This is a genomic window from Streptomyces neyagawaensis, assembly GCF_023516595.1.
Classification (GTDB): domain Bacteria; phylum Actinomycetota; class Actinomycetes; order Streptomycetales; family Streptomycetaceae; genus Streptomyces; species Streptomyces neyagawaensis.
Genome location: NZ_JAMGBG010000074.1, coordinates 22,354 through 42,977, shown reverse-complemented (window position 1 = coordinate 42,977; position 20,624 = coordinate 22,354). Strand labels below are relative to the sequence as shown.

Sequence of the window (20,624 nt, the reverse complement as noted above, 5' to 3'; positions counted from 1 at the left end):
AACAACCTGAGAGGGTGGCAACGATGATGCAGTTCGGGATCTTCAGCGTCGGTGATGTGACGCCGGACCCCACGACGGGCCGTACGCCGACCGAGCACGAGCGCATCAAGGCGATGGTCGAGATCGCGCTGAAGGCCGAGGAGGTCGGACTCGACGTCTTCGCCACCGGTGAGCACCACAACCCGCCCTTCGTGCCGTCGTCGCCCACGACCATGCTGGGCTGGATCGCCGCCCGCACCGAGCGGCTGATCCTCTCCACCGCGACCACCCTCATCACCACCAACGACCCGGTGAAGATCGCCGAGGACTTCGCGATGCTCCAGCACCTGGCCGACGGCCGGGTGGACCTGATGATGGGCCGCGGCAACACCGCGCCGGTCTACCCGTGGTTCGGGCAGGACATCCGCCAGGGCATCAACCTCGCCATCGAGAACTACGCGCTGCTGCACCGGCTGTGGCGCGAGGACGTCGTGAACTGGGCGGGCAAGTTCCGCTCGCCGCTGCAGAGCTTCACGTCCACGCCGCGGCCGCTGGACGGGGTACCGCCGTTCGTCTGGCACGGGTCGATCCGCTCGCCCGAGATCGCCGAGCAGGCCGCGTTCTACGGTGACGGCTTCTTCCACAACAACATCTTCTGGCCGGCCGAGCACACCCAGCGGATGGTGGAGCTGTACCGGGAGCGGTACGCCCACCACGGGCACGGCACGCCCGAGCAGGCGATCGTCGGGCTCGGCGGACATGTGTTCATGCGGAAGAACTCCCAGGACGCGATACGGGAGTTCCGTCCGTACTTCGACGTGGCGCCCGTGTACGGCCACGGGCCGTCCCTGGAGGACTTCGCCAAGGAGACGCCGCTGACCGTGGGGTCGCCGCAGCAGGTGATCGAGAAGACGCTGGCCTTCCGCGACTACGCGGGCGACTACCAGCGCCAGTTGTTCCTCGTCGACCACGCCGGGCTGCCGCTGAAGACGGTGCTGGAGCAGATCGACATGCTGGGGGAGGAGGTCGTGCCGGTGCTGCGGGAGGAGTTCGCGAAGGGCCGGCCGGCGGACGTCCCGGACGCGCCCACCCATGGTTCCCTGCGTGCCGCCGCCGGGGTGAGCACGGGCTGAGCACGGGCTGAGACAGCGCGAAGGGCCGGCGGAGGACGACAGCTCCCGACCTCATCGGGGCGTCACCTCCGGCCGGCCCTCGTGGGCGTCCTGCGGGTGCGGTACTCAGCCGAGCGCGACGGCGCTCCATGACACCGGTGGCGCGCTACTTGACGGATCCTGCGGTGAGGCCCTTGCGCCAGAACCGCTGGAGACTGACGAAGGCGACGAGCAGGGGGATCAGCGACAGGAACGCACCGGTGATCGGCAGCAGCGGCGGCACTCCGTTGGCGAACTCCGAGCGCCACTGCACCAGGCCCACCGTGACGGGCTGGAGCGAGGGGGTGTTGAGCATGAGCGAGGGCAGCAGGTAGTTGTTCCAGATGCCGACGAACTGGAACAGGAAGACGGTCACCAGTGCCGGGGACATCAGCGGCAGGGCGATCCGGAAGAAGGTGCGCTGTTCGCCCGCTCCGTCGATCCGCGCGGCCTCCAGGAGTTCGTCCGGGACGGACGACGCGGCGAAGATCCGGCACAGGTAGACGCCGAACGGGCTGACACAACTGGGCAGCAGCACCGACCAGTAGGAGTTGGTGATGTCCAGCTTGGCCATGAGCAGGAACAACGGCAGGGCGAACATCGGCGCCGGAATGAGGACCGAGGCGAGGATGACGTTGAACACGCTTTCGCGGCCGCGGAAGCTGAACTTGGACAGCGCGTAGCCGGCCATCGCGGACAGCAGGGTGCCGACGGCGGCGCCGACGAGGCTGTACAGCGCGCTGTTGGCCAGCCAGGTGGAGAAGATGCCGCCCTCGAAGGTGAACACGTTTCTGATGTTGGTGACCAGGTCGAAGTGGGAGAACCACAGCGGCGTACCGGTGTAGAGGTAGCCCGAGGCCTTGGTCGAGGAGACGAACAGCCACCACAGCGGGATCAGCGTGTACAGGGCCATCAGGCCCAGCACGCCGTTGACGACGACCTTGCTCGCGATGTCGGTGCCGCGAAGGGCCGGTCGGGTCGGTCGGATCGGCCGGTCGGCACGGATCACGCTCACGCCATCGCTCCCTTGCGCTGGTTGTACTTGAGGAATCCGAACGAGAGCACGAGGGTGATGAGCGCGAGCACGACGGACTCGGCGGCGGCCAGGTTCTGGCCGCCCACGTCCATGCCCAGGGTCGTGTTCATGATCGGGGTGAACTTCGGGTCGACGCCCGGGATGCGCGCGCCGACCAGCACCGCCGGCTCGGTGTACATCTGTGCCGTTCCGATGATGGAGAAGACCGTGGTCAGCACCAGCGCGGGACGTACCAGCGGGATCTTCACCGCCCACGCCAGGCGCCATCCGGTGCAGCCGTCGAGCGCGGCGGCCTCCGTCACCTCGGCCGGGATCGTCTGCAGCGCGGAGTAGATGATCAGCATGTTGTAGCCGGTCCAGCCCCACGTGATCATGTTGCCGATCGAGACCGGAACCCACGACGGCGACAGGAAGTCGGTGTGGATCCCGAGGTGGGACAGCGGTCCGGTGAACGGCGAGAGGTCTTTCACCAGGAGGAAGGACCACATCACCGCGGCGATCGCACCCGGCAGCGCGTAGGGCAGGAAGAACGTGAGCCGGTAGGTCTTCCGCAGCCGGGCCGAGCGGGAGTCAAGGAGGAGCGCGAGCAGCAGGGCGAGGCCGAGCATGACCGGGACCTGGACGCAGCCAAGGAGCACGACCCGGACGATCGACGCGATGAAGTCGTGGTCGCGAAAGGCGTCGGCGTAGTTGGACAGTCCGGCGAACTCCGTGGACCGCGCACCGCCGAACAGCCCCGCGCGGCGGACGGTGAAGAAGCTCTGGTAGATCGCGTAACAGATCGGCGCGACCATCATGGTCAGGAAGAGCACCGCGAACGGCGCCAGGAAACCCGACGCGGTCAACGCGGCACGGCGGCCGGTGCGCCGAGGCCGACCGGCGGGGGAGACACGGGGGGTGACCGCGGGCACCGGCCGCGGCGGTGACGCGGTCCGGGTGCTGCTGGGACTGCTCATGGAAACCTCGCTGGGCGGTTCGTCGTCAGGGAGCGGGTCCCCGCGGCGCCGGGAGCGGGCGGCCGCGGGAACCCCTTGAGGCGGCAGGGCCCGCCGCCTCAGCCGTTGGTCACCGACAGTCCGAGCTTCTTGATCGCGGCGACCGTCGAGGCCTGGACCTTGGTGACCGCGTCGGGCAGGGTGCCCTTACCGATGGCACCGGTGAAGTCCGTCTCGACCTGCTGGAAGGTCGGGCCGTTGGTCCAGGTGCTGGGCACCTGCGCGGCGGAGGCCTTGTACACGTCACCGACCTTCTGGCCGCCGAAGTACGGGTCACCCCCCGTGAGCGACGGGTCGTCCTGTCCGGCCTTCGAGGCGGGGTACAGCCCGGTTTCGATGCCCGTCTTCACGGCCTTCGGGTCGCTGGAGAGGAAATCGGCGAACTGCACTGCTTCGCGGGGCGTCTTGCACCCGGTCATCACCGAGGTGGCCGAGCCGCCGCTGCTGGCGCTCTTGCCGTCGCCTGCCTCCCAGGTCGGCATCGGGGCGACCCTCCACTTGCCGGACAGGTTCTGCAGGTCCGACTTCAGACCGCCGGCGGCCCAGGCCGCGCCGACGAACGTCAGCACCTTGCCGGCTTCGGAGGCCTTGTTGAACTGCGGGTCCCAGGCATTGCCGGTCTTCGCCACCAGACCCTTGTCCTTCAGGTCCTGCCAGTAGGAGGCGACCTTGCGGGTGCCGGGGTTGTCGATGCTGACGGTCCAGCTGTCGCCCTTGGTCGAGTACCAGGACTGACCGGTCTGCAGGGTGAAGGACGCCAGACCGTTGGCGTCGCCGAGCATGGTGCCGAACTTCACCCCGGAGTCGGCGGCGGTGACCTTCTCGGCGTCGGCCTTGTACTCGGCCCAGGTGGCCGGGGGCTTGCTGATGTCGTACTTGGCGAACAGGTCCTTGCGGTAGAAGAGGACCATCGGGCCGACGTCCACCGGAACCCCGTAGATCTTGCCGCCGACGCTGGAGGCGGAGACGGCCGACGGGACGTACTTGTCCATGCCGTCGCTCGCGTACTGCGTGATGTCCATGACCGAGTTCTTCACGAGCATCGACGGGATGTTCTGGTACTCGATCTGGGCCAGGCACGGGCCCTTGCCGGCGGTGAGCGCGTTGCTGATCTGGGTGTAGCCGCCCTTGGGGCCCGACGGGATCTTCTTGAAGGTGATCTTGGTGTTCGGGTGGGAGGCGTTCCACTGGTCGACGATCTTCTCGTAGCCGGCCCAGCCCCAGAACTCCATCTTCACCGGCCCGCTCTGGCTCTTGTCGCCGGTGTCGGAGGAGCTGTCGGTGCTGCCGCACGCGCTGACCCCTGCCACGAGGAGTGCCGCGGTGGCGAACGTCAGGAGTCTGCGGGTGCGTATGGTGGTGTTGTCCATGCGAGGGAACCTTCTGTGACGGGGGCTGACTTGCTGGATGGCCGATGGGCGGGCGGGCAAGGCCCGCCTATCGGCCGGTGCTGAACTCGATGCCGAACGTGGTGGTGACCGCGGCCAGGACGTCCGGTGCCGACGGTCCCGGGCCGCAGGCCGCGCTGCCCAGACCGTGGTGCGCGTGGTCGAGGTGCAGATGGAGTCGGCCGTCGCGGACCAGGTCGTGCTGGTGGGCCGCGGCGGCCAGGGCTTCGGTGCTCCAGGGACGGACGGTCAGATCGATGACCGGGTCGCCGGTGATGAGCAGGGTGCCGCCCGGGGTGGTGATCCCGGCGCGGCGGACTTGGTGGCGGTTGCCGTTCTCCTGCGGGCGGATCTGGGGGACCTGCATCGCGGAGACGGTCGACCGGTGGCGGCCGACGCGAGCCGCGGCGCGGGAGTCGCGGTACGCCTCACCGGGGCCGGGACCGAACCACTCGACGTCGGCGTCGGTGCCGGGCAGCGACAGCGCGACGCCCAGTCGGGGCAGCGGCACCGACCACGGGCCGTCGGGGGTGACGACGGTGTCCAGCCGGAGCCGGTCCTGGCCCGCATGCGGTGTCGCGCAGGCCGTCCAGCGGTACACCACGCCGAGCCCGCAGGAGGACCCGGCGGCGGCCAGCCGGGCGGTGACCGTGAGGCCCGACGCGTCGGGTTCGACAGCCAGGACGTCGTGTCGCATCCGGTGCAGTCCGGCGGCGAACCAGGCGTCGGACTGCGGCTCACCGAAGGCGCTGAGCAGGTCGTTGTCGATCGGGGCCCGCCAGACGTCCAGTCGCGGACCGTCGAGCTCCAGGTCGCCGAGCCGTGTCAGCACCCCGCTGCGGGCGTCGAACCGCGCGGGACCCAGTGCGATGTAGCCGTCGTGGACGGTCGCCGGCGCCGGGGTGAAGGGCACGGGCGAGGCGGCCGGAGCCACGACCAGCCCCTGGGACCAGGCGATCTCGTGGCCCGCCCCCGCCCAGGTCTCGTCGGCGGCGAGCACCGCGGTCACGGTCAGCCACACCTCGTGGCCGGAGTCGTTCTTACGGGCCGCGTCGAGCGCGGCGGTGACATCGGCGGGCCACGCGACCGTCGTCGTCGTACCCGGAGCGGTCGCGGGCACGGTCAGGTCGCCGGAGCCCACCGGCTCGCCGCCGTCCTCGACGGTCCACCGGAAGTCCAGGTAGCCGCTGTCGCGGACGTGGTGCAGGTTGTGCACGCCGATCTGCCGGGTCGCCGGGTCGACGCGGATCCGGACCGGTTCGATGACCTTCTTGTACTCGACCAGGCCCGGCGACGGTGTGCGGTCGGGGAAGAGCAGCCCGTCGGCGACGAAATTGCCGTCGTGGACCTCCTCGCCGAAGTCACCGCCGTAGGCGTAGAACGAGTGGGGGTCCTCCTGCCCGGTGAGCCGGGCGATCCCGTGGTCGATCCACTCCCAGACGAATCCGCCGGCCAGACGCGGATGTGCCTCGATGACCTGCTGGTACTCGGACAGCCCGCCGGGGCCGGTGCCCATGGCGTGTCCGTACTCGCACAGCACGGCCGGCAGGGCGCGGCGGTGCGCGTCGTCGGCCGGATCAGCCGTCGGTGCCTCCTGGCCGCGTCCCACGGCGGCCAGCTCGTCCACGTCGATGTACATGCGGGAGTACAGGTCGACGTACGCGCAGCTCGCGAAGTCGCCCTCGTAGTGGATCGGGCGGCTGTCGTCGCGCTGCCGGATCCAGGCGGCCGAGGCGGCCAGGTTGGCCCCGGTGCCGGACTCGTTCCCCAGCGACCAGACGATGACCGAGGGGTGGTTCTTGTCGCGTTCCACCAGCCGCTCGGCCCGGTCCAGGTAGGCCTCGCGCCACGCGGGGTCGTCGCTGGGGTTGCGGCGCCAGCCGCCGGGTTCGAAGCCGTGCGTCTCGAGGTCGCCCTCGCAGAACACCCACAGGCCGTGCTCGTCGCACAGGTCCAGGAAGCGGTGGTCGGGCGGGTAGTGGCTGGTGCGCACCGCGTTGATGTTGTGCTGCTTCATGAGCAGCACGTCGGTCAGCATGGTGTCCTCGGTCAGGGTCCGCCCCGTCAGCGGATGCCATTCGTGGCGGTTGACGCCCCGCAGCGAGATCGGCCTGCCGTTCGCGGTCAGGACACCGTCCACGACGGCCACGGTGCGGAAGCCGATGCGCAGCGGTATCCGCTCCCCGGCTTCGGAGAGCAGTTCCCCCGTGTACAGGCGCGGCTGCTCGTCCGACCAGGGCTCGATGCCGTCGATCACGTGCGGGCCGGCCGGATCGGCGCCGGATATGCCGAGTTCGGGCACCGAAAGGGACACCCGGGTGGGGGCGGTGACGTCGACGGCCAGGGTGCCCTGCCGCGTCGTGTGGTCGTAGGCGGCGTGGACGAAGAAGTCCTCGACACCGCGGGCGGCCACGGTCACCGACCGGAAGATCCCGGACAGCCACCACATGTCCTGGTCCTCCAGGTAACTGCCGGACGACCACTGGTGCACACGGACCGCGAGTATGTTCCGGCCGGGCCGCAGGGCGGTGGAGACATCGAACTCGGTGGTCAGCCGGCTGCCCTTGCCGTCGCCGAGGCGGATCCCGTTGAGCCACACCGCGAACGCCGAGTCGACGCCCTCGAACCGGAGCACCGCGGCCGATGCCGGGAACCCGTCCGGAACGTCGAACTCACGGCGGTACTCGCCGGTCGGGTTCTGCCGGGGTACCCGCGGCGGGTCGACCGGGAACGGGTACAGGATGTTGGTGTAGGCCGGGGCACCGTAGCGCGGCTCGCCGGGCAGGCCGGCCATCTGCCAGCAGGACGGCACGGCGAGCAGGTCCCAGGCGCCGTCGTCGAACTCCGGCGCGGCGAAGTCCCCGGTGAGGTCGTCCAGCCCTGACGCCAGTCGGAATCTCCAGTCGCCGTCGAGCGCGATCGTGGGCAGGTCGGTGGCGAACGCGGCGCGCGGCCGCAGCCGTCCGGTGCCCGGCGACCGGTCTTCGACGTAGGCGTGGGGGTCGAGATCTGTCATCAGTGGCGGGCTTTCTGTGTCGGGGCTCGTGGCGGTGACGGGAAGCAGGCAGGCAGGACCGTGCCCTCGACCCACGGGGGGCGGCGCGCAGGGCGAGCGGAGCCCGGTGCTATCCGGTCTCCCGGGGCGGGGCGCTGCTGTCCCGGACGGTCAGGGTGGGGCGCAGCAGCGTCAGTACGTTGGTCGGCGGCCGACCGGAGTCGACGGCGCGCAGCAGCAGCTCGACGGCCTGCTGGGCCATCTCCCTCTTCGGGAAGGTGACCGTGGTCAGCGCGGGCTGGATCTGTCCGACCTGGGAGATGTCGTCGAAGCCGACGATGCTGACGTCGCTGGGGACCTGCCGCCCGGACCGGACGACCGCCTCGATGGCACCGACGGCCAGGACGTCGTGGGTGGCGAAGATCGCCGTCAGTCCCGGATCCGCCTCCAGCGCCGCACAGCCCGCGGCGAACCCGCCGGCGGCGTCGTCCCTGGTGCAGGCGAAGACCTGGCGGTCGTCGATGGTCAGCCCGTCGTCGGCGAACGCCCGGCGCAATCCGCGGACGCGCGGCGAGTGCGCGGGGAGGTCGGCGATCACCGCGACGTTCCGGTGGCCGAGATCCCTCAGATAGCGCCCGGCCAGGAACCCGGCGTGCTCGTAGTCGATGGACACCACCGGCAGCGTGGTGGGCGCGTCTCCCTCCCAGGCGCACAGCGCGACCGGGAAGGCGGCCTCGACGAGCATCGGCAACTGCTGTTCGACGCCGTTGTCCCCGGCGACCAGCAGTGCGTCCACCGAGCGCGCGGCGAGGTTCTCCAGATGGGCCCGGGTGTAGTCGGGGTCGTCGCGGGTCGTGGCCAGCAGCAGGTTGTACCCATGGCCGACCAGCACGTTCTCGACTTCCTCGACCACTTCCGAATAGAACGGGTTGGCCACCCGGGGCACGAACAGGCCCACCGTCGACGTGCTGCCGGTTCTCAGCGAGCGCGCCACCAGGTTCGGCTTGTAGCCGAGTTCCTCGATCGCCGTGTTCACCTTCGCCAGGGTCTCCGGCCGCACCTTCTTGCCGGACACCACGTTGGAGACGGTCTGCTTGGCGACTCCAGCCCGAGCGGCCACCTCGGCCATCGTCACCACGAGCCGCACCCCCAGAACATGTATCGATCCACGAAAGTGGCGACAGCGTAGGTCGGCAGTCGTAACAGGGCAAGACTTTGGACAGATTGTCGTGATCCAGCGGTTACGCGCACACGCTGAGAAGGGGGCACGTCGCACCCCGTTCGCCATCGGAAGGACGACGGAACCGTTGACGGCTCCAGAAATGCGACATTAACATCCCGGCCACATCGGTCACATGGATCGGTCAACGAGATAAACCGTCGCGGCCCCACCGCGCGGAACCACCCCCCCGTGTCACTCGGCGCCATCGCCCTCAAGGCGCCAGTGGTCCTCTCGGTCGCGACGGCGCCGGCGGCCGCACCCGGCCGTGGCGTCGCGCCATGCTCCGCGCCGTCTCCGGCAGGCGGGGAGCTCCTGAACAGACCTGTGAAGGTCTCGTCCTGAGGAGAGACAGGCATGATCCGACCGGCCGGCGACGACGCCGACCCGAACCCCGCCCCCGCGCGACGCCGATCGCGCGTGAAGCGCATCATCGCGGCAGCCGCGAGCGCCACCATCGCGGCGGCGAGCCTCATGCTCACCGGTGCCGCCCCCGCACAGGCCGCCACCACCGTCCACACCTACGCGGCGACCGGAGTGGGAGGCGGAACGACGACGTCCCCGGACGTGGCGTCCACCAAGTACCAGGTGCGAGTCGCCGGCACGCCCGTCCAAGCCGTCCAGTACACCCAGAACGGCCACAACTTCGACATCGCGCGCTTCGCGTCGGACTCCCGGACACCGACGATCACGGTCACGCTGCCCAGCACCACGATCAACACGGTGAACATCTACCCGGAGCGTTACTACCCGTCCAGCAGCGTCTCCGTGAGCGCGGACAAGCACACCCTGACGTTCCAGTTGTCGGCCGACGCCGGGTTGAACCAAGCGATCGTGATGGTCAACGGCGACTCGACCAACGCCACGGGACAGCCCTACCTGGCGGTCGTCAACGACCCCCTGGAAGACCCGGCGCGGCGCCCGGACACCACCAGCGCACCGGACGGTTCCGGCGTCAACCTGCAGACCGGTGTCCTCAACTTCCAGCAGTTCGCGGCGAAGTACCTCGCCGCGCACCCCAACAGCGCGGCTCAGAAGGCTCCCGCCGCGACGACGAGCTCCATGGCGGGCAAGACCGTCAACGGCACCGCCATACCCGCCGGTCAGAAGACCTCGGCCGGGAGTCTGGTGAGCGCGAGCAGCGTCAATGTGCGGTACCCGAATGTGCGGACGATGGCCGCGGGCGACGTCACGTACGCCCTGCGGGCCGCCATCGACACCATCAAAGCCAACCCCACGGCACTCAACACGCTCTACTTCCCGAACGGCACGTACGTGTGGTCCGGTCTCCTGGTCAACGGTGTGGACGGCAGCAAGCTCAAGGGCGGCAAGCTGAAGATCTACACGGACGAAGGGGCCCTGCTGAAGAACCGCGTCCAGGCGTACATGGAGGCGTTCGAGCCGGCGGTCGGGATCATCAACTCGAGCGACATCGAGATCGACGGTCGCGGCGTCTTCGACGGCAACGGCGTGGCGAACTACAACGCCCGCAGCGTCGGCGACTCGCACGACGCCTACCGCAGCCAGCACCAGGGCGGCGTCATGGTCATGCACTCGTCGGACATCACGTTCAACGACACCTATGTGCGCGACGCGAAGCAGTGGAACTACGAGACCCACACCGCCACCAGGGTGACGTTCAACAACATCAAGGCCCTCACCCCGTACCGTCAGCCGTGGATCGACGGGACGGACTTCGCGAGCGGCCAGGACATCACCGCCAACGGCGTCTTCACCCTCGGCAACGACGACGCGTTCGCCTCCGGCCACTACAACCCCAGCGACGGATTCACCCCGCTGGCCTCCGGCGTGTGGAACAACTTCCAGCTCGGCACCTCGACCCCCGACGTCCAGGGCTATGTCAACGCGGTGGGCGCCCACGACACCGTCGCCGACGAACTCGGGTTCGACAACTACCACTGGGACACCGCGGACACGAAGAACATCTCGGTCAGCAACACGCTGAACTGGTCCGTCGCCGCCGGCAACGCGATCCGCATCGGATGGCACGCGTACGGACACCGGCTCACCAACTACACGTTCGACAACTTCAACTCCGTGTCACCGTCGGCCGGCGGCATCTTCACGCACAACAGCCCCAACCCGTACCCGCGCTTCCAGAGCATCGTGGTGAAGAACAGCTCGATCGACAACTCCCGGTTCACCAAGGGACCGGTCGGGATCAACGGCGGCAACGGATCAACCCAGACCATCACCGCCGAGCAGCAGGCGACCTACGGGTACGCCCCCAACCCCGACGGGTCGGGCACCGCGTACACGTACACCAGGGTTCCGATCGGCACGCTCACCCTCGACAACGTGTGGTTCTCGAAGCAGAGCACCAGCAGTTCGATCACCGGCGTCACGAACGCGACGCTGAAGAACCTTCGCGTCGGGGGCCAGCTCGTCAGATACACCGGCCAGTTCCCGCTGACGACGAGCGGGGTCTCCACGCTGACCCGCACCTACACGGACGCGAACGGCCAGACCCAGAACGTCAAGGCCGGCGCCCCCACCGACGGCGACACCTGGGTGGGCGCGTGGACCGGCGACCTGAGCAAGAACAACTCCTCGGACCTCACGCTCATCACGCGCAACACCGGCGTGGGCCTGATGGGGGAGCAGTACACCACAGGGTCCGGAGACGGAAAGCTCTCCTACATCCAGTTCCCCCTCGGGAGCCTCACCAAGGCACCGACCCAGGCGACACTCCATCTCACCTACGTCGGCCACCGTTACTCGTCGGTCCCGTCGACCGACACCGACCAGCTGCTGGTGCAACCCGTCAGCAGCACCACCTGCACCGGCGGCGGCACGTCCTGCCCGATCACCACCATGACCTGGCAGAACCGGCCGAGCTTCACCGCGACGAACTCCTCCGTCGCGAAGTCCGCCACCTTCACCCTCGGTTCGACCATCGTCCCCGAGGGCGGCGGCACCCATCAGGGCAACGCCATCGACGGCCGCGACATCACCGTGGACATCACGTCCTTCGTCCAGAACGCCTACGCGGCCAAGCAGTCCACGCTGCTGCTCGCCGTCGGCAACGCGGGAGGCACCAACCACGAGCTGCGCTTCGTCAGCTCCGAAGGCGCCACCGGCTCCGGGAAGCTCACCAACGGGACCGCCGAGATGGCGCCCGCGCTGACCGTGACCCCGTAGACACACGGCCGGCCCGCTCCCGAGGGACGGGCCGGCCTCAGCCGTCCGGTTGCACTCACCGTCCGACAACGGAGTCGCCCCATGCCACTGCCCGAGCTTCCCCTCAACCGTCGGCGTTTCCTCACCACGGCCGCCCTCGCCGCCGGCGCCGCGACCCTGCCCGGCTTCGTCTTCGCCTCCCGTGCCGCCGAGGCCGTACCGCCCCAGGTCACCCTGCCCGACCGCGGCATCTGGGACAACGCCACCGCTTCCGCCTGGACCGACGGGTTCCTGACCGGAAACGGCGAGTACGGGGCCGTCTACTACGGGGACCCGACACTCGAGAAGATGATCTTCAATCATCACCGGTTCGTGCTGCCCAACGGCACCCGGAACGTCATGCCCCCGGTGCTCTCCGGGAAGCTCGAAGCCGCCCGGGACCAGGCACTGGCCGGCGACTACTCCGGTGCCTCCACCACCTTCGCCAACGGCTGGAGCCTGCGCTGGACGCAGACCTTCCACCCCGGCTACGAACTCCAGCTCAGCACCCCGGGCATGACCACCGTCAACGACTTCGCCCGCGTCACCGACTTCCGCACCGGAGAGGTCACCCACACCTGGACCGACCAGTACGGCACCTGGAAGCGCCAGGTCTTCGTCTCCCGCGCCGACCAGGTCATCGTCCACGAGCTGCTGCCCGCCACCGGCCGCACCGTGGACACCACCATCAGCGTCAACACCGCTCTTACGGGCGTGCCGACCAGAGTTTCCTTCTCCACCACCGCCACCGTCACCAGCGGCGACGGCTACCTGAACCTGCGCGGCACCTACCCCTCCGGCGGCGCGTACGGCTACGAGGGCGTCACCCGTGTCGTGGCCTCCGGCAGCGGCTCCTCCGTCACCGCCGACGGGCAGACCCTGGTGGTCGCCAAGGCCACCAAGGTGCTGCTGCTGACCAAGCTCGGCCGGTACGAGACCTCCACCGGCTGGAACAGCCGGCCCCTGCAGACCACCCTCGCCGCGCTGACGGCCGACTACGCCACCCTCCTGGGCCGCCACACCCCGAAGCACCAGGCCATGTACGACCGCTCCAGCATCGACCTGAACGTCTCCGCCGCCGACCGCCGGCTGGCCACCAGCGAGCTCATAGCCCGCCAGAACAACAACGCCTCCGCTGTCGACGTCGCCCTGCTGGAGCGGATGTACGACTCCGGCCGCTATCTCTTCATCAGTTCCAGCGGTGTCCTGCCACCACGCCTGACCGGCATCTGGACCGGCACCTGGAACGGCTCCTGGGCCGACGACTTCACCACCGACGCCAACATCAACCTTCAGGTCGCCGGCGGCAACATCCTCGACCTCACCGACGCCATGCAGGGCTACTTCGACCTGGTCCTCGGGCAGCTTCAGCACTGGCGCGACAACGCCACCAACCTCTACGGCGCCCGCGGCTTCCTCGCCCCGTCCCGGACCGACGGCGAGTACGGGCACATGCTGCACTTCAACAACACCAGCTTCCCCGGCGAGGCCTGGACCGGCGGAGCCGACTGGCTGCTCTACCCGCTTCTGGAGTACTACCAGGTCACCGGCGACGCGGCCTTCTACAGAGACAAGCTCGGCCCGGCCCTGATGGAACTGGCCCTGTTCTACGAGGACTTCCTCACCCGCACCGACGCCGGCGGCAAGGCCGTCTTCGTCCCCTCCTACTCCATGGAGAACAGGCCGCTCAGCACCAGCCAGGCGTTCTCCATCAACGCCACCGGCGACATCATGGCCGGCCGGCACGCGCTCCAGGCCGCGATCGACGCCGCCAACGAACTCGGCCTGGAACAGGGAAGCGGCAAGGGCGTGGCACGCTGGACCGCCCTGCTCGCCAAGCTGCCCGACTACACCGTCAACAGCGACGGGGCGCTCGCCGAGTGGTCCTGGCCGGGCCTGACCGACCGCTACGACCACCGGCACGTCCAGCACCTGTACGGCGCCTGGCCGCTGCACGAGATCAACCCCGAGGACAAGCCCGACCTCGTCAAGTACGCGGCCAAGGCCCTGGACAAGCGAGGCGACGGGGGTTACTCCGCCCACGGCAGCCTCCACCGCGCCCTGGCCCGCGCCCGCCTCAAGGACGGCCCCGGCGTCTACGGCAACCTGCTGAAGATCTACGGCAAGAACATGGTGTGGCGGAGTCTGATGACCTCCCACAATCCCAACCTGGACATCTACAACTGTGACGCCGCCAACGCCATCCCCGCCGTCCTCGGCGAAGCACTCGTCTACACCCGCCCCGGTGTCCTCGAGATCCTCCCCGCCCTGCCCGACCAGCTCGCGAAGGGCACCATCAAGGGCGTCCGCGGCCGCAACCGGATCACCGTCCAGTCGCTGTCCTGGGACACGGCGGCCCGCACGGCCACCGTCAGGCTCACCTCCGACATCGACCAGAACATCACCTTCATCTGCCGGCGCGGCATCACATCCGTCAGCACCGGCGCGACGGTCACCACGTCGTCGCTGGGCAACCACGCCCGCAGGGTGTCGCTGACCGCGGGAACGAGCACCACGATCACGATCGGCCTGCTGACCGGCCCCTTCAAGCTGGTCAACCGCAAGAGCGGCAAGGTCATGGACGTCTCCGGCTCCTCCACCTCCGACGGCGGGGCCGTCATCCAGTACACGTCGTCCGGCGGCGCGAACCAGCAGTGGAAGCTGCTCCCCGACCACGACGGCTCGTTCCGCCTGTCCAACGTCAACAGCGGCAAGGTGCTCGACGTCCCGGGCGGCTCCACCAGCAACGGCACAGCCCTGGACCAGCGGTCGGACGCGAATGGCACCCACCAGTGGTGGAAGCTCGTTCCGGCGGCCACCAGCGGCTACTACCGCCTCGTCAACATCAAGAGCGGCCTGTGCGCGGACGTGCAGAGTGGATCCACCGCCGACGGCGCCAAGATCATCCAGTGGCCCGCCAACGGCGGCTCCAACCAGGAATGGCAGCCAGTGGGCCTGTGACGGGCCTGGGCAGGTGAGCGGCGGCGATCCGACTCGCCGCCGCGGCCCGGCCCCGACCGATGCCGAGCGACGGCCCCGGCGTCGGCTCGGTTCAGGCCGCGTGTCGTTGCTGGTTGCTCGCGCCCGGGCGGCGGAGCCGCACCTGGGACAGTCCCGCACCCGTGAAAGCACGAGCCGGGCCCGTCCAGGAACGTGCCCTGCGGTGCAGCCAGACGCGCGCCCTCGCCGTCCAGCTCTCCCCGGCGCGCCGGAGCCGGGTCGCGCGGAGTTCCTCGAACAGTTCCTCGTACCGCGTCACGATCGGGGCCGGGTCGTAGCGGTGGGCCGACTTCAGGGCCGTCCGGCCCATGGCACGGCGCAGGGCGTCGTCGGTGACGAGGTCCAGGATGGCGTCGGCGAGGGCGTGCGGGTCGTCGACGGGGACGAGGCGGCCGTCGACACCGTCGGTGATGATCTCGGCGGGCCCGAGCGGGCAGTCGGTGCTGACCACGGGGACCCCGCAGCGCATGGCCTCGACGAGGGTCATCCCGAACGACTCGGCGTCGGAGGCGCTGACGACGAGCGACGCACGGGCGAACTCGTCCTCGATGGGGGTGTGCGGGCCCATCAGATGCGCGCGGCCGGTGAGGTCGAGGTCCTTGATCAGGGTCTGGAGGGCGTCCTTCTGTTTGCCGCCGCCGTAGATGCGCAGCTCCCACTCCGGTTCCTTCGCGGCGACCTTGGCGAACGCCTCCAGCAGGAGGTCGAAGCGCTTGCCGCGGGCGAGGCGTCCCGCGGCGGCGATGACGGGGGCGGTGCCGTCCGAGGGAGTGACGCCGGTGGCGGGGACGATGTTGGGCACGGACATCACCCGTACGCCCGGCAGCCTCATTCGCGCGCGGTACACCTCGGCGTCGGCGGCCGTCGTCGTGACGACGGCGTCGAGGGTGCGGTAGTGGCGGGCGAGGACCGCGCGCAGTTGCTGGGAGTGGGCGTCGTGGCGCAGGTGTTCCTGGCCGATGCGCAGGGCGCGGCGGGGCGCGAAGAGGGAGACGTAGACGTTGAGGCCGGGGCGGGTGCCGATGACGACGTCGGCGTCGCAGCCGGCCAGATAGCCGCGGACGCGCCGGTCGGTGAGGCGGCTGTACTGGCGGTGGCGCTTGTCGGCGGTCGGGAAGTCGACGGCGGGCTGCATCTGGGCCGGATCGCGCAGGTCGGCGCTGTTCGCGCGGATGTCGACCAGGGGCACGAGGGTGATCCGGGGGTCGACCGTGAAACGGGGTTCGTCGCGGTGGCGGGACATCGACGCGATCTCCACGTCGTGGTGGTCCGCGAGGGCCGACGCCAGGTTGAGGGTCGTTCGGACGGTGCCGCCGATGGCGTATGCGTTGTGCAGCAGGAACACGATCTTCATCCGACGGCTCATGCACTACCTTCCCGACGGTATTGACGATGTATCGGAGAATTGGGGAGGGTTCCGACCCTTTTTACTGCATCCACCCCTTCCACCCGGGTTCCCTTGCGGGCCGGTGTCACACGAACACCGTCCTGCGGCGGGGTAAGCCGACCGCGCGGTCGTGGTGAGAGGCCGGTAAGAAGGGGCGTTCGGGCGCACTCGGCGAGGTGGTGCGCGGCCGTGACCTTGGCAGACTGGTGGGGTGCCCCAGAACGTGCTGCTCGCCGAGGACGACCGAGCCATCCGCCATGCCCTGGAGCGGGCGCTGACGCTGGAGGGCTACGAGGTGACGGCGGTCGCCGATGGCGTCGAGGCGCTGGCGCAGGCGCACCGCAGGCAGCCCGACGTGCTCGTCCTCGATGTGATGATGCCCGGCATAGACGGCCTCCAGGTCTGCCGGGTGCTGCGCGCCGAGGGCGACCGGACGCCGATCCTGATGCTCACCGCGCTGGTGGAGACCGCCGACCGGATCGCCGGGCTCGACGCCGGCGCGGACGACTACGTCGTCAAGCCGTTCGACGTGGAGGAGGTCTTCGCCCGGCTGCGCGCGCTGCTGCGCCGGACCGGCAACGCCGGTGACCTCACCGGGAAGCCGTCCCCGGAGGCATCGGGTCCGGTCGCGCCGGGTGCCGCGGGTGCGGCGGGTCCCGCACAGGAGTCCGGGCTGGTGTCGGCGGCCGGGGTGCGGATGGACGTGCAGGCGCGGCGGGCGTGGCGGGGGTCGCGGGAGCTGGAGCTGACGCGGACCGAGTTCGACCTGCTCGAACTGCTCGTGCGCAACGCGGGGATCGTCCTCGACCACGCCACCATCTACGACCGTATCTGGGGCTACGACTTCGGGCCCGGCTCCAAGAACCTCGCCGTCTACGTCGGCTATCTGCGGCGCAAGCTCGACGAGCCCGGGGCACCCGCGCTGATCCACACCGTGCGGGGTGTGGGGTACGCGCTGCGGGAAGACTGAGGCGGCGGGCGGTGCCACCGCGTCTCGTCCGGCTGCTGTCGCGGGTGCCGGCCCGGCTGCGTCCGGTGCCGTCGCTGCGGGCGACGTTCACCATGTCGTTCGTGGCGGTGGCGTGTGTCGTCACCGTGCTCGTCGGGATCCTCAGCTACAGCGCGGCGGCGCGGCTGGTGCGGGTGGACCAGCAGACGGTGTTCGCCGAGGTGGTCCGCGATCTGCGGGAGCTGGTGGAGCAGGAGCGGCTGGGGCCCGAGGACTTCGCGCCCTCGGACAGCGGCGGCCCCCGCGACGACCTGATCCGCTCCGGCCGTACGGACGTCCAGGTGCTCGGCCCCGAGGGGCAGGTACTCGACAAGGGCGACCCCGGTCTGCCCGTCCGACCGGCCGACCGCCGGACCGCGGGCGCGAGGTTCGCCGGGACGATGGTCGAGCACGGCGAGGTCGAGGTGGGCGGCGGCCGGTACCGGGTGGCGACCGTCGCGCTCGGTGGCGGGCGTGGGGCCGTGCAGGTGGCCCAGGAGTTCAGTGACACGGAGGACCTGCTGCGGGAGTTGCAGCAGCGGACCCTGCTGTTCGTGTCGGGTGTCGTCGTCTCGGCGGGGCTGTTCGGCTGGTGGCTGGCGCGGCGGCAGACCCGGCGGCTGGTGCAGCTGGCCGGGGCGGCGGAGGACGTGGCCAGGACGGGGCACCTGGGGATCCAGGTGCCGGTGGCGGGTCGTGACGAGGTGGGGCGCCTCGGGCGGTCCTTCGACCGGATGCTGGTGCGGCTGGCCCAGTCGGAGGAGGACCAGCGGCGGCTGGTGCAGGACGCGGGGCACGAGCTGCGGACCCCGCTGACCTCCCTGCGGACGAACATCTCGCTGCTGCGGCGCATCGACGAACTGCCCGCCCGGGTGCGGGAGGAACTGGTCGACGACCTCGCCCAGGAGGCCCGCGAACTGACCGACCTCGTCAACGAGCTGGTGGACCTCGCCGCCGGGCAGTCGAGCACCGAGCCCGTGCAGCGGGTTCTCCTCGCCGACATCGCCGAGGACGTCGCGGCGACCACGCGGCGGCGGACCGGCCGGGAGGTCGCCGTACGGGTGGAGGGCGACACGACCGTCGAGGGGCGGGCGGGGGCGTTGCAGCGGGCCGTGTCCAACCTGGTGGAGAACGCGGCGAAGTTCGACCGCGCCGGGACCGGGGCGATCGAGGTGGTGGTCGCTCGGGGGCCGGCACGGGGCGGCGGTGACCTCGTCGACCTCGACGACGTGGGCCAGGGCGACGGGCCCGACGTGGTCCGGGTGGAGGTCCTGGACCGGGGGCCCGGCGTCGCCGACTGCGACCTCGAACGCATCTTTGACCGCTTCTACCGTGCCGCCGACGCCCGCAGCCTCCCCGGCTCCGGCCTCGGCCTGTCCATCGTCCGCGCGGTGGCAGCCGCCCATGGCGGCACCCCGTTCGCCTTCCGGCGGGCGGGCGGGGGGCTCGTGATCGGCTTCACGGTGCGGGGAGCCGACGCCTGACGGACCGGCCGGGCGGTGGATGGGTGGGGCGGTGGATGGGCAGTGAGCGCGACTGTCGGGGCGGGGCGGGGCGTCAGGCCGGGGTGCGGGTGGCCGGGGTCCAGCGGCCGAGGACGGGCTCGGTCAGGGTGCGGGCCGTCCGGCAGAGGGTCTGGCCGTGGCGGTCGAAGAGGGTGTCGCGGTCGTCGAAGTGGCCCAGGTCCGCGACGAGTTGGGCGGACAGGTCGCAGGAGCCCCCGTCGGCGGCACAGGCGCTCACCTCGGCCGGGGAACCACCGTCCCAGTCGATGCCGGTGCGGGCCACCGCGTCGAAGAGGGTCTCCCCGCCGGCGTTGGCGTAGTGGCGGCCCGCGGCGGGTCCTGTGAACAGTTCGCCGACCGGCAGCCACGCGCCGTCGATCCGGAACTCCGGCCAGGCCAGCAGAACCTGCGCCGGCACGAACGGCTTCAGCCGCGGGAAGCGCGGATACCAGAACGCGCCGTCGACGAGCAGCCCGCGGACCCGCGTCCGCACCCGGACCGCACGAGCGACCGCCTCCAGCGCCGCCATCCGCTGACTGCACGAGCCGCGCCCCAGCCGCAGGGTCCGGGACACCCGTCGCCGGTCCTCGACCGAGTACACGGGCCGCACGTCCCGCGCGATGATCCGGTGCGCGGCGCGCAGCGCCTCCAGCGGGGTCGCCTCGCTCACCACCCGGCCCGCGATCGCCTGCACCAGCGGGTCGTCGTGGTCCAGGATGGGCGTGGCCCGGGTGGATCCGCGGACGTCGTTCGCGCCCGGAACCGCCGCCCCGGCCCGCCTCTCCCGCGCGCCGTACGCCATGAGCAACCGACTGGTCATGCCCGTCCCCGTTCCCCGTGTGCCCCGCTGCTCCCCGTACGGGCCCCCCGCCCCCGTATACCCGGCGAGCGCCCGCCGTCCATCCTCACACGGGGCATGTCCGAGCCTGTGCCCGTCCCCCTCCCCGGTGAGCAGGCGCTCCGCTCACCTCCCGGGGCCCTGGCTCGGCACGCCCCGGCGACGCGCTTTCGTAGTACTTCCCGCGACCCCATTGCGGCGGTGCAAATATGCCGACTACGGTCATTCCTGCGCTCACGGAGAGTGCTCAACTGATGTACAAAGCGCAACCGTTCGGCAATTAACCCCTGAGTACCGCCAGTTGAAAGCGCCCCGGGCCGTCGACACCCGAGGAGGAGCCAGACGCGGTAGGGACCCACCCCATCCCTTCTCGTCGCAATGGAGTTGGTCAGCCATGCCCGATACCGCCCCGAACCTCCCCGCCGTCCCCTCTCCCCGCACCCCGTCCCCCACCCCCTGGGTCTCACCCACGGCGACGACGTACACCCTGTTCTGTCCGCCCCTGGAAACCTCGCCCCTCATCGCCCGCGACTTCGTCGCCACGGTGCTGCGCGCCCTCGGCCTGGACGACCTCGTCGACGCGGCCACCCTGTGCACCTCCGAACTGGTCACGAACGCGTGTGTGCACGCCAAAGGCGGAGGATCGGTTCTGTGGCTGGCGGTGGAGACCTGGCGGGTCCGGGTGATCGTCTACGACGGTGACGAGAGCCCCCCGGTCATGCGGGACCTGACCTCCGAGGGCTGGGAGGAGGGCGGCCGCGGCCTCTACCTCGTGGACGCCCTCACCGAGGGCCAATGGGGCACGGCCGCCGCCCTCCCCTACGGCGGCGGCCTGGTCCACCCCGACGGCAAGGCGGTCTGGTTCGACCTGGCGGCCCGCGCGTAGCCCCACCGGGCGGATCGCCCCGGCGGCGGCTTCAGCCTCGACGCCCGGCCATCCGCTGATCGGACCAGCGGGCGCTC

Annotated in this window: 13 protein-coding genes; 6 read left to right on the top strand and 7 right to left on the bottom strand. The window is 70.2% G+C overall.

The features are described from left to right. Positions 1–26 precede the first annotated feature (26 nt). Complete coding sequence (locus M8J73_RS28115) at positions 27–1,112, top strand: LLM class flavin-dependent oxidoreductase (protein ID WP_249829242.1); 1,086 nt, start codon at positions 27–29, stop codon at positions 1,110–1,112. A 145-nt stretch (positions 1,113–1,257) separates the two neighbouring features. Here the strand turns inward: M8J73_RS28115 and M8J73_RS28110 are convergent, their stop codons facing one another. The 5 genes from M8J73_RS28110 to M8J73_RS28090 all read right to left on the bottom strand — a co-directional run bounded on the left by M8J73_RS28110 (position 1,258) and on the right by M8J73_RS28090 (position 8,691). Further along, a complete protein-coding gene (locus M8J73_RS28110) occupies positions 1,258–2,145 on the bottom strand; it encodes a carbohydrate ABC transporter permease (RefSeq protein WP_055541702.1) in 888 nt (295 codons plus the stop codon). Continuing rightward, the gene (locus M8J73_RS28105; RefSeq protein ID WP_055541703.1) at positions 2,142–3,122 is read right to left on the bottom strand and encodes a carbohydrate ABC transporter permease; all 981 of its coding nucleotides are present in this window, start codon (positions 3,120–3,122) and stop codon (positions 2,142–2,144) included. Before M8J73_RS28105 ends, M8J73_RS28110 begins: the two co-directional genes overlap by 4 nt. Positions 3,123–3,220: 98 nt before the next feature. Beyond that, positions 3,221–4,531, bottom strand: a complete 1,311-nt coding sequence (locus tag M8J73_RS28100) for an ABC transporter substrate-binding protein (protein ID WP_055541704.1) — start codon at positions 4,529–4,531, stop codon at positions 3,221–3,223. 67 nt (positions 4,532–4,598) lie between these two features. Next, a complete protein-coding gene (locus M8J73_RS28095; protein ID WP_055541705.1) occupies positions 4,599–7,565 on the bottom strand; it encodes a glycoside hydrolase family 2 TIM barrel-domain containing protein in 2,967 nt (988 codons plus the stop codon). Positions 7,566–7,674: 109 nt separating this feature from the next. Next, complete coding sequence (locus M8J73_RS28090; protein WP_240501628.1) at positions 7,675–8,691, bottom strand: LacI family DNA-binding transcriptional regulator; 1,017 nt, start codon at positions 8,689–8,691, stop codon at positions 7,675–7,677. 429 nt (positions 8,692–9,120) lie between these two features. On the opposite strand from M8J73_RS28090, the gene M8J73_RS28085 reads away from it, so the two are divergent. Together M8J73_RS28085 and M8J73_RS28080 are read left to right on the top strand one after the other, a co-directional pair. Further along, positions 9,121–11,925, top strand: a complete 2,805-nt coding sequence (locus M8J73_RS28085) for a DNRLRE domain-containing protein (protein ID WP_055541706.1) — start codon at positions 9,121–9,123, stop codon at positions 11,923–11,925. Positions 11,926–12,006: 81 nt separating this feature from the next. After that, positions 12,007–14,904: a glycosyl hydrolase family 95 catalytic domain-containing protein gene (locus tag M8J73_RS28080; RefSeq protein WP_055541707.1), complete on the top strand. Its 2,898-nt coding sequence runs from the start codon at positions 12,007–12,009 to the stop codon at positions 14,902–14,904. A gap of 91 nt (positions 14,905–14,995) precedes the next feature. On the opposite strand, the gene M8J73_RS28075 is transcribed toward M8J73_RS28080, so the two are convergent. Next, the gene (locus M8J73_RS28075; RefSeq protein WP_055541708.1) at positions 14,996–16,297 is read right to left on the bottom strand and encodes a glycosyltransferase family 4 protein; all 1,302 of its coding nucleotides are present in this window, start codon (positions 16,295–16,297) and stop codon (positions 14,996–14,998) included. Positions 16,298–16,541: 244 nt separating this feature from the next. Here M8J73_RS28075 and M8J73_RS28070 point away from each other — a divergent pair, with 244 nt between their 5' ends. Continuing rightward, the gene (locus tag M8J73_RS28070) at positions 16,542–17,300 is read left to right on the top strand and encodes a response regulator transcription factor (RefSeq protein ID WP_206187995.1); all 759 of its coding nucleotides are present in this window, start codon (positions 16,542–16,544) and stop codon (positions 17,298–17,300) included. Between the two features lie 11 nt (positions 17,301–17,311). Further along, positions 17,312–18,802 (top strand): HAMP domain-containing sensor histidine kinase, encoded by a 1,491-nt coding sequence (locus M8J73_RS28065; RefSeq protein WP_249829235.1) that lies wholly within the window; start codon positions 17,312–17,314, stop codon positions 18,800–18,802. 73 nt (positions 18,803–18,875) lie between these two features. Here M8J73_RS28065 and M8J73_RS28060 read toward each other — a convergent pair whose 3' ends face one another. Then, positions 18,876–19,643: a transglutaminase domain-containing protein gene (locus tag M8J73_RS28060; RefSeq protein WP_249829234.1), complete on the bottom strand. Its 768-nt coding sequence runs from the start codon at positions 19,641–19,643 to the stop codon at positions 18,876–18,878. A 412-nt stretch (positions 19,644–20,055) separates the two neighbouring features. Here M8J73_RS28060 and M8J73_RS28055 point away from each other — a divergent pair, with 412 nt between their 5' ends. Next, positions 20,056–20,547 (top strand): ATP-binding protein, encoded by a 492-nt coding sequence (locus M8J73_RS28055; protein ID WP_249829233.1) that lies wholly within the window; start codon positions 20,056–20,058, stop codon positions 20,545–20,547. Positions 20,548–20,624 lie beyond the last annotated feature (77 nt).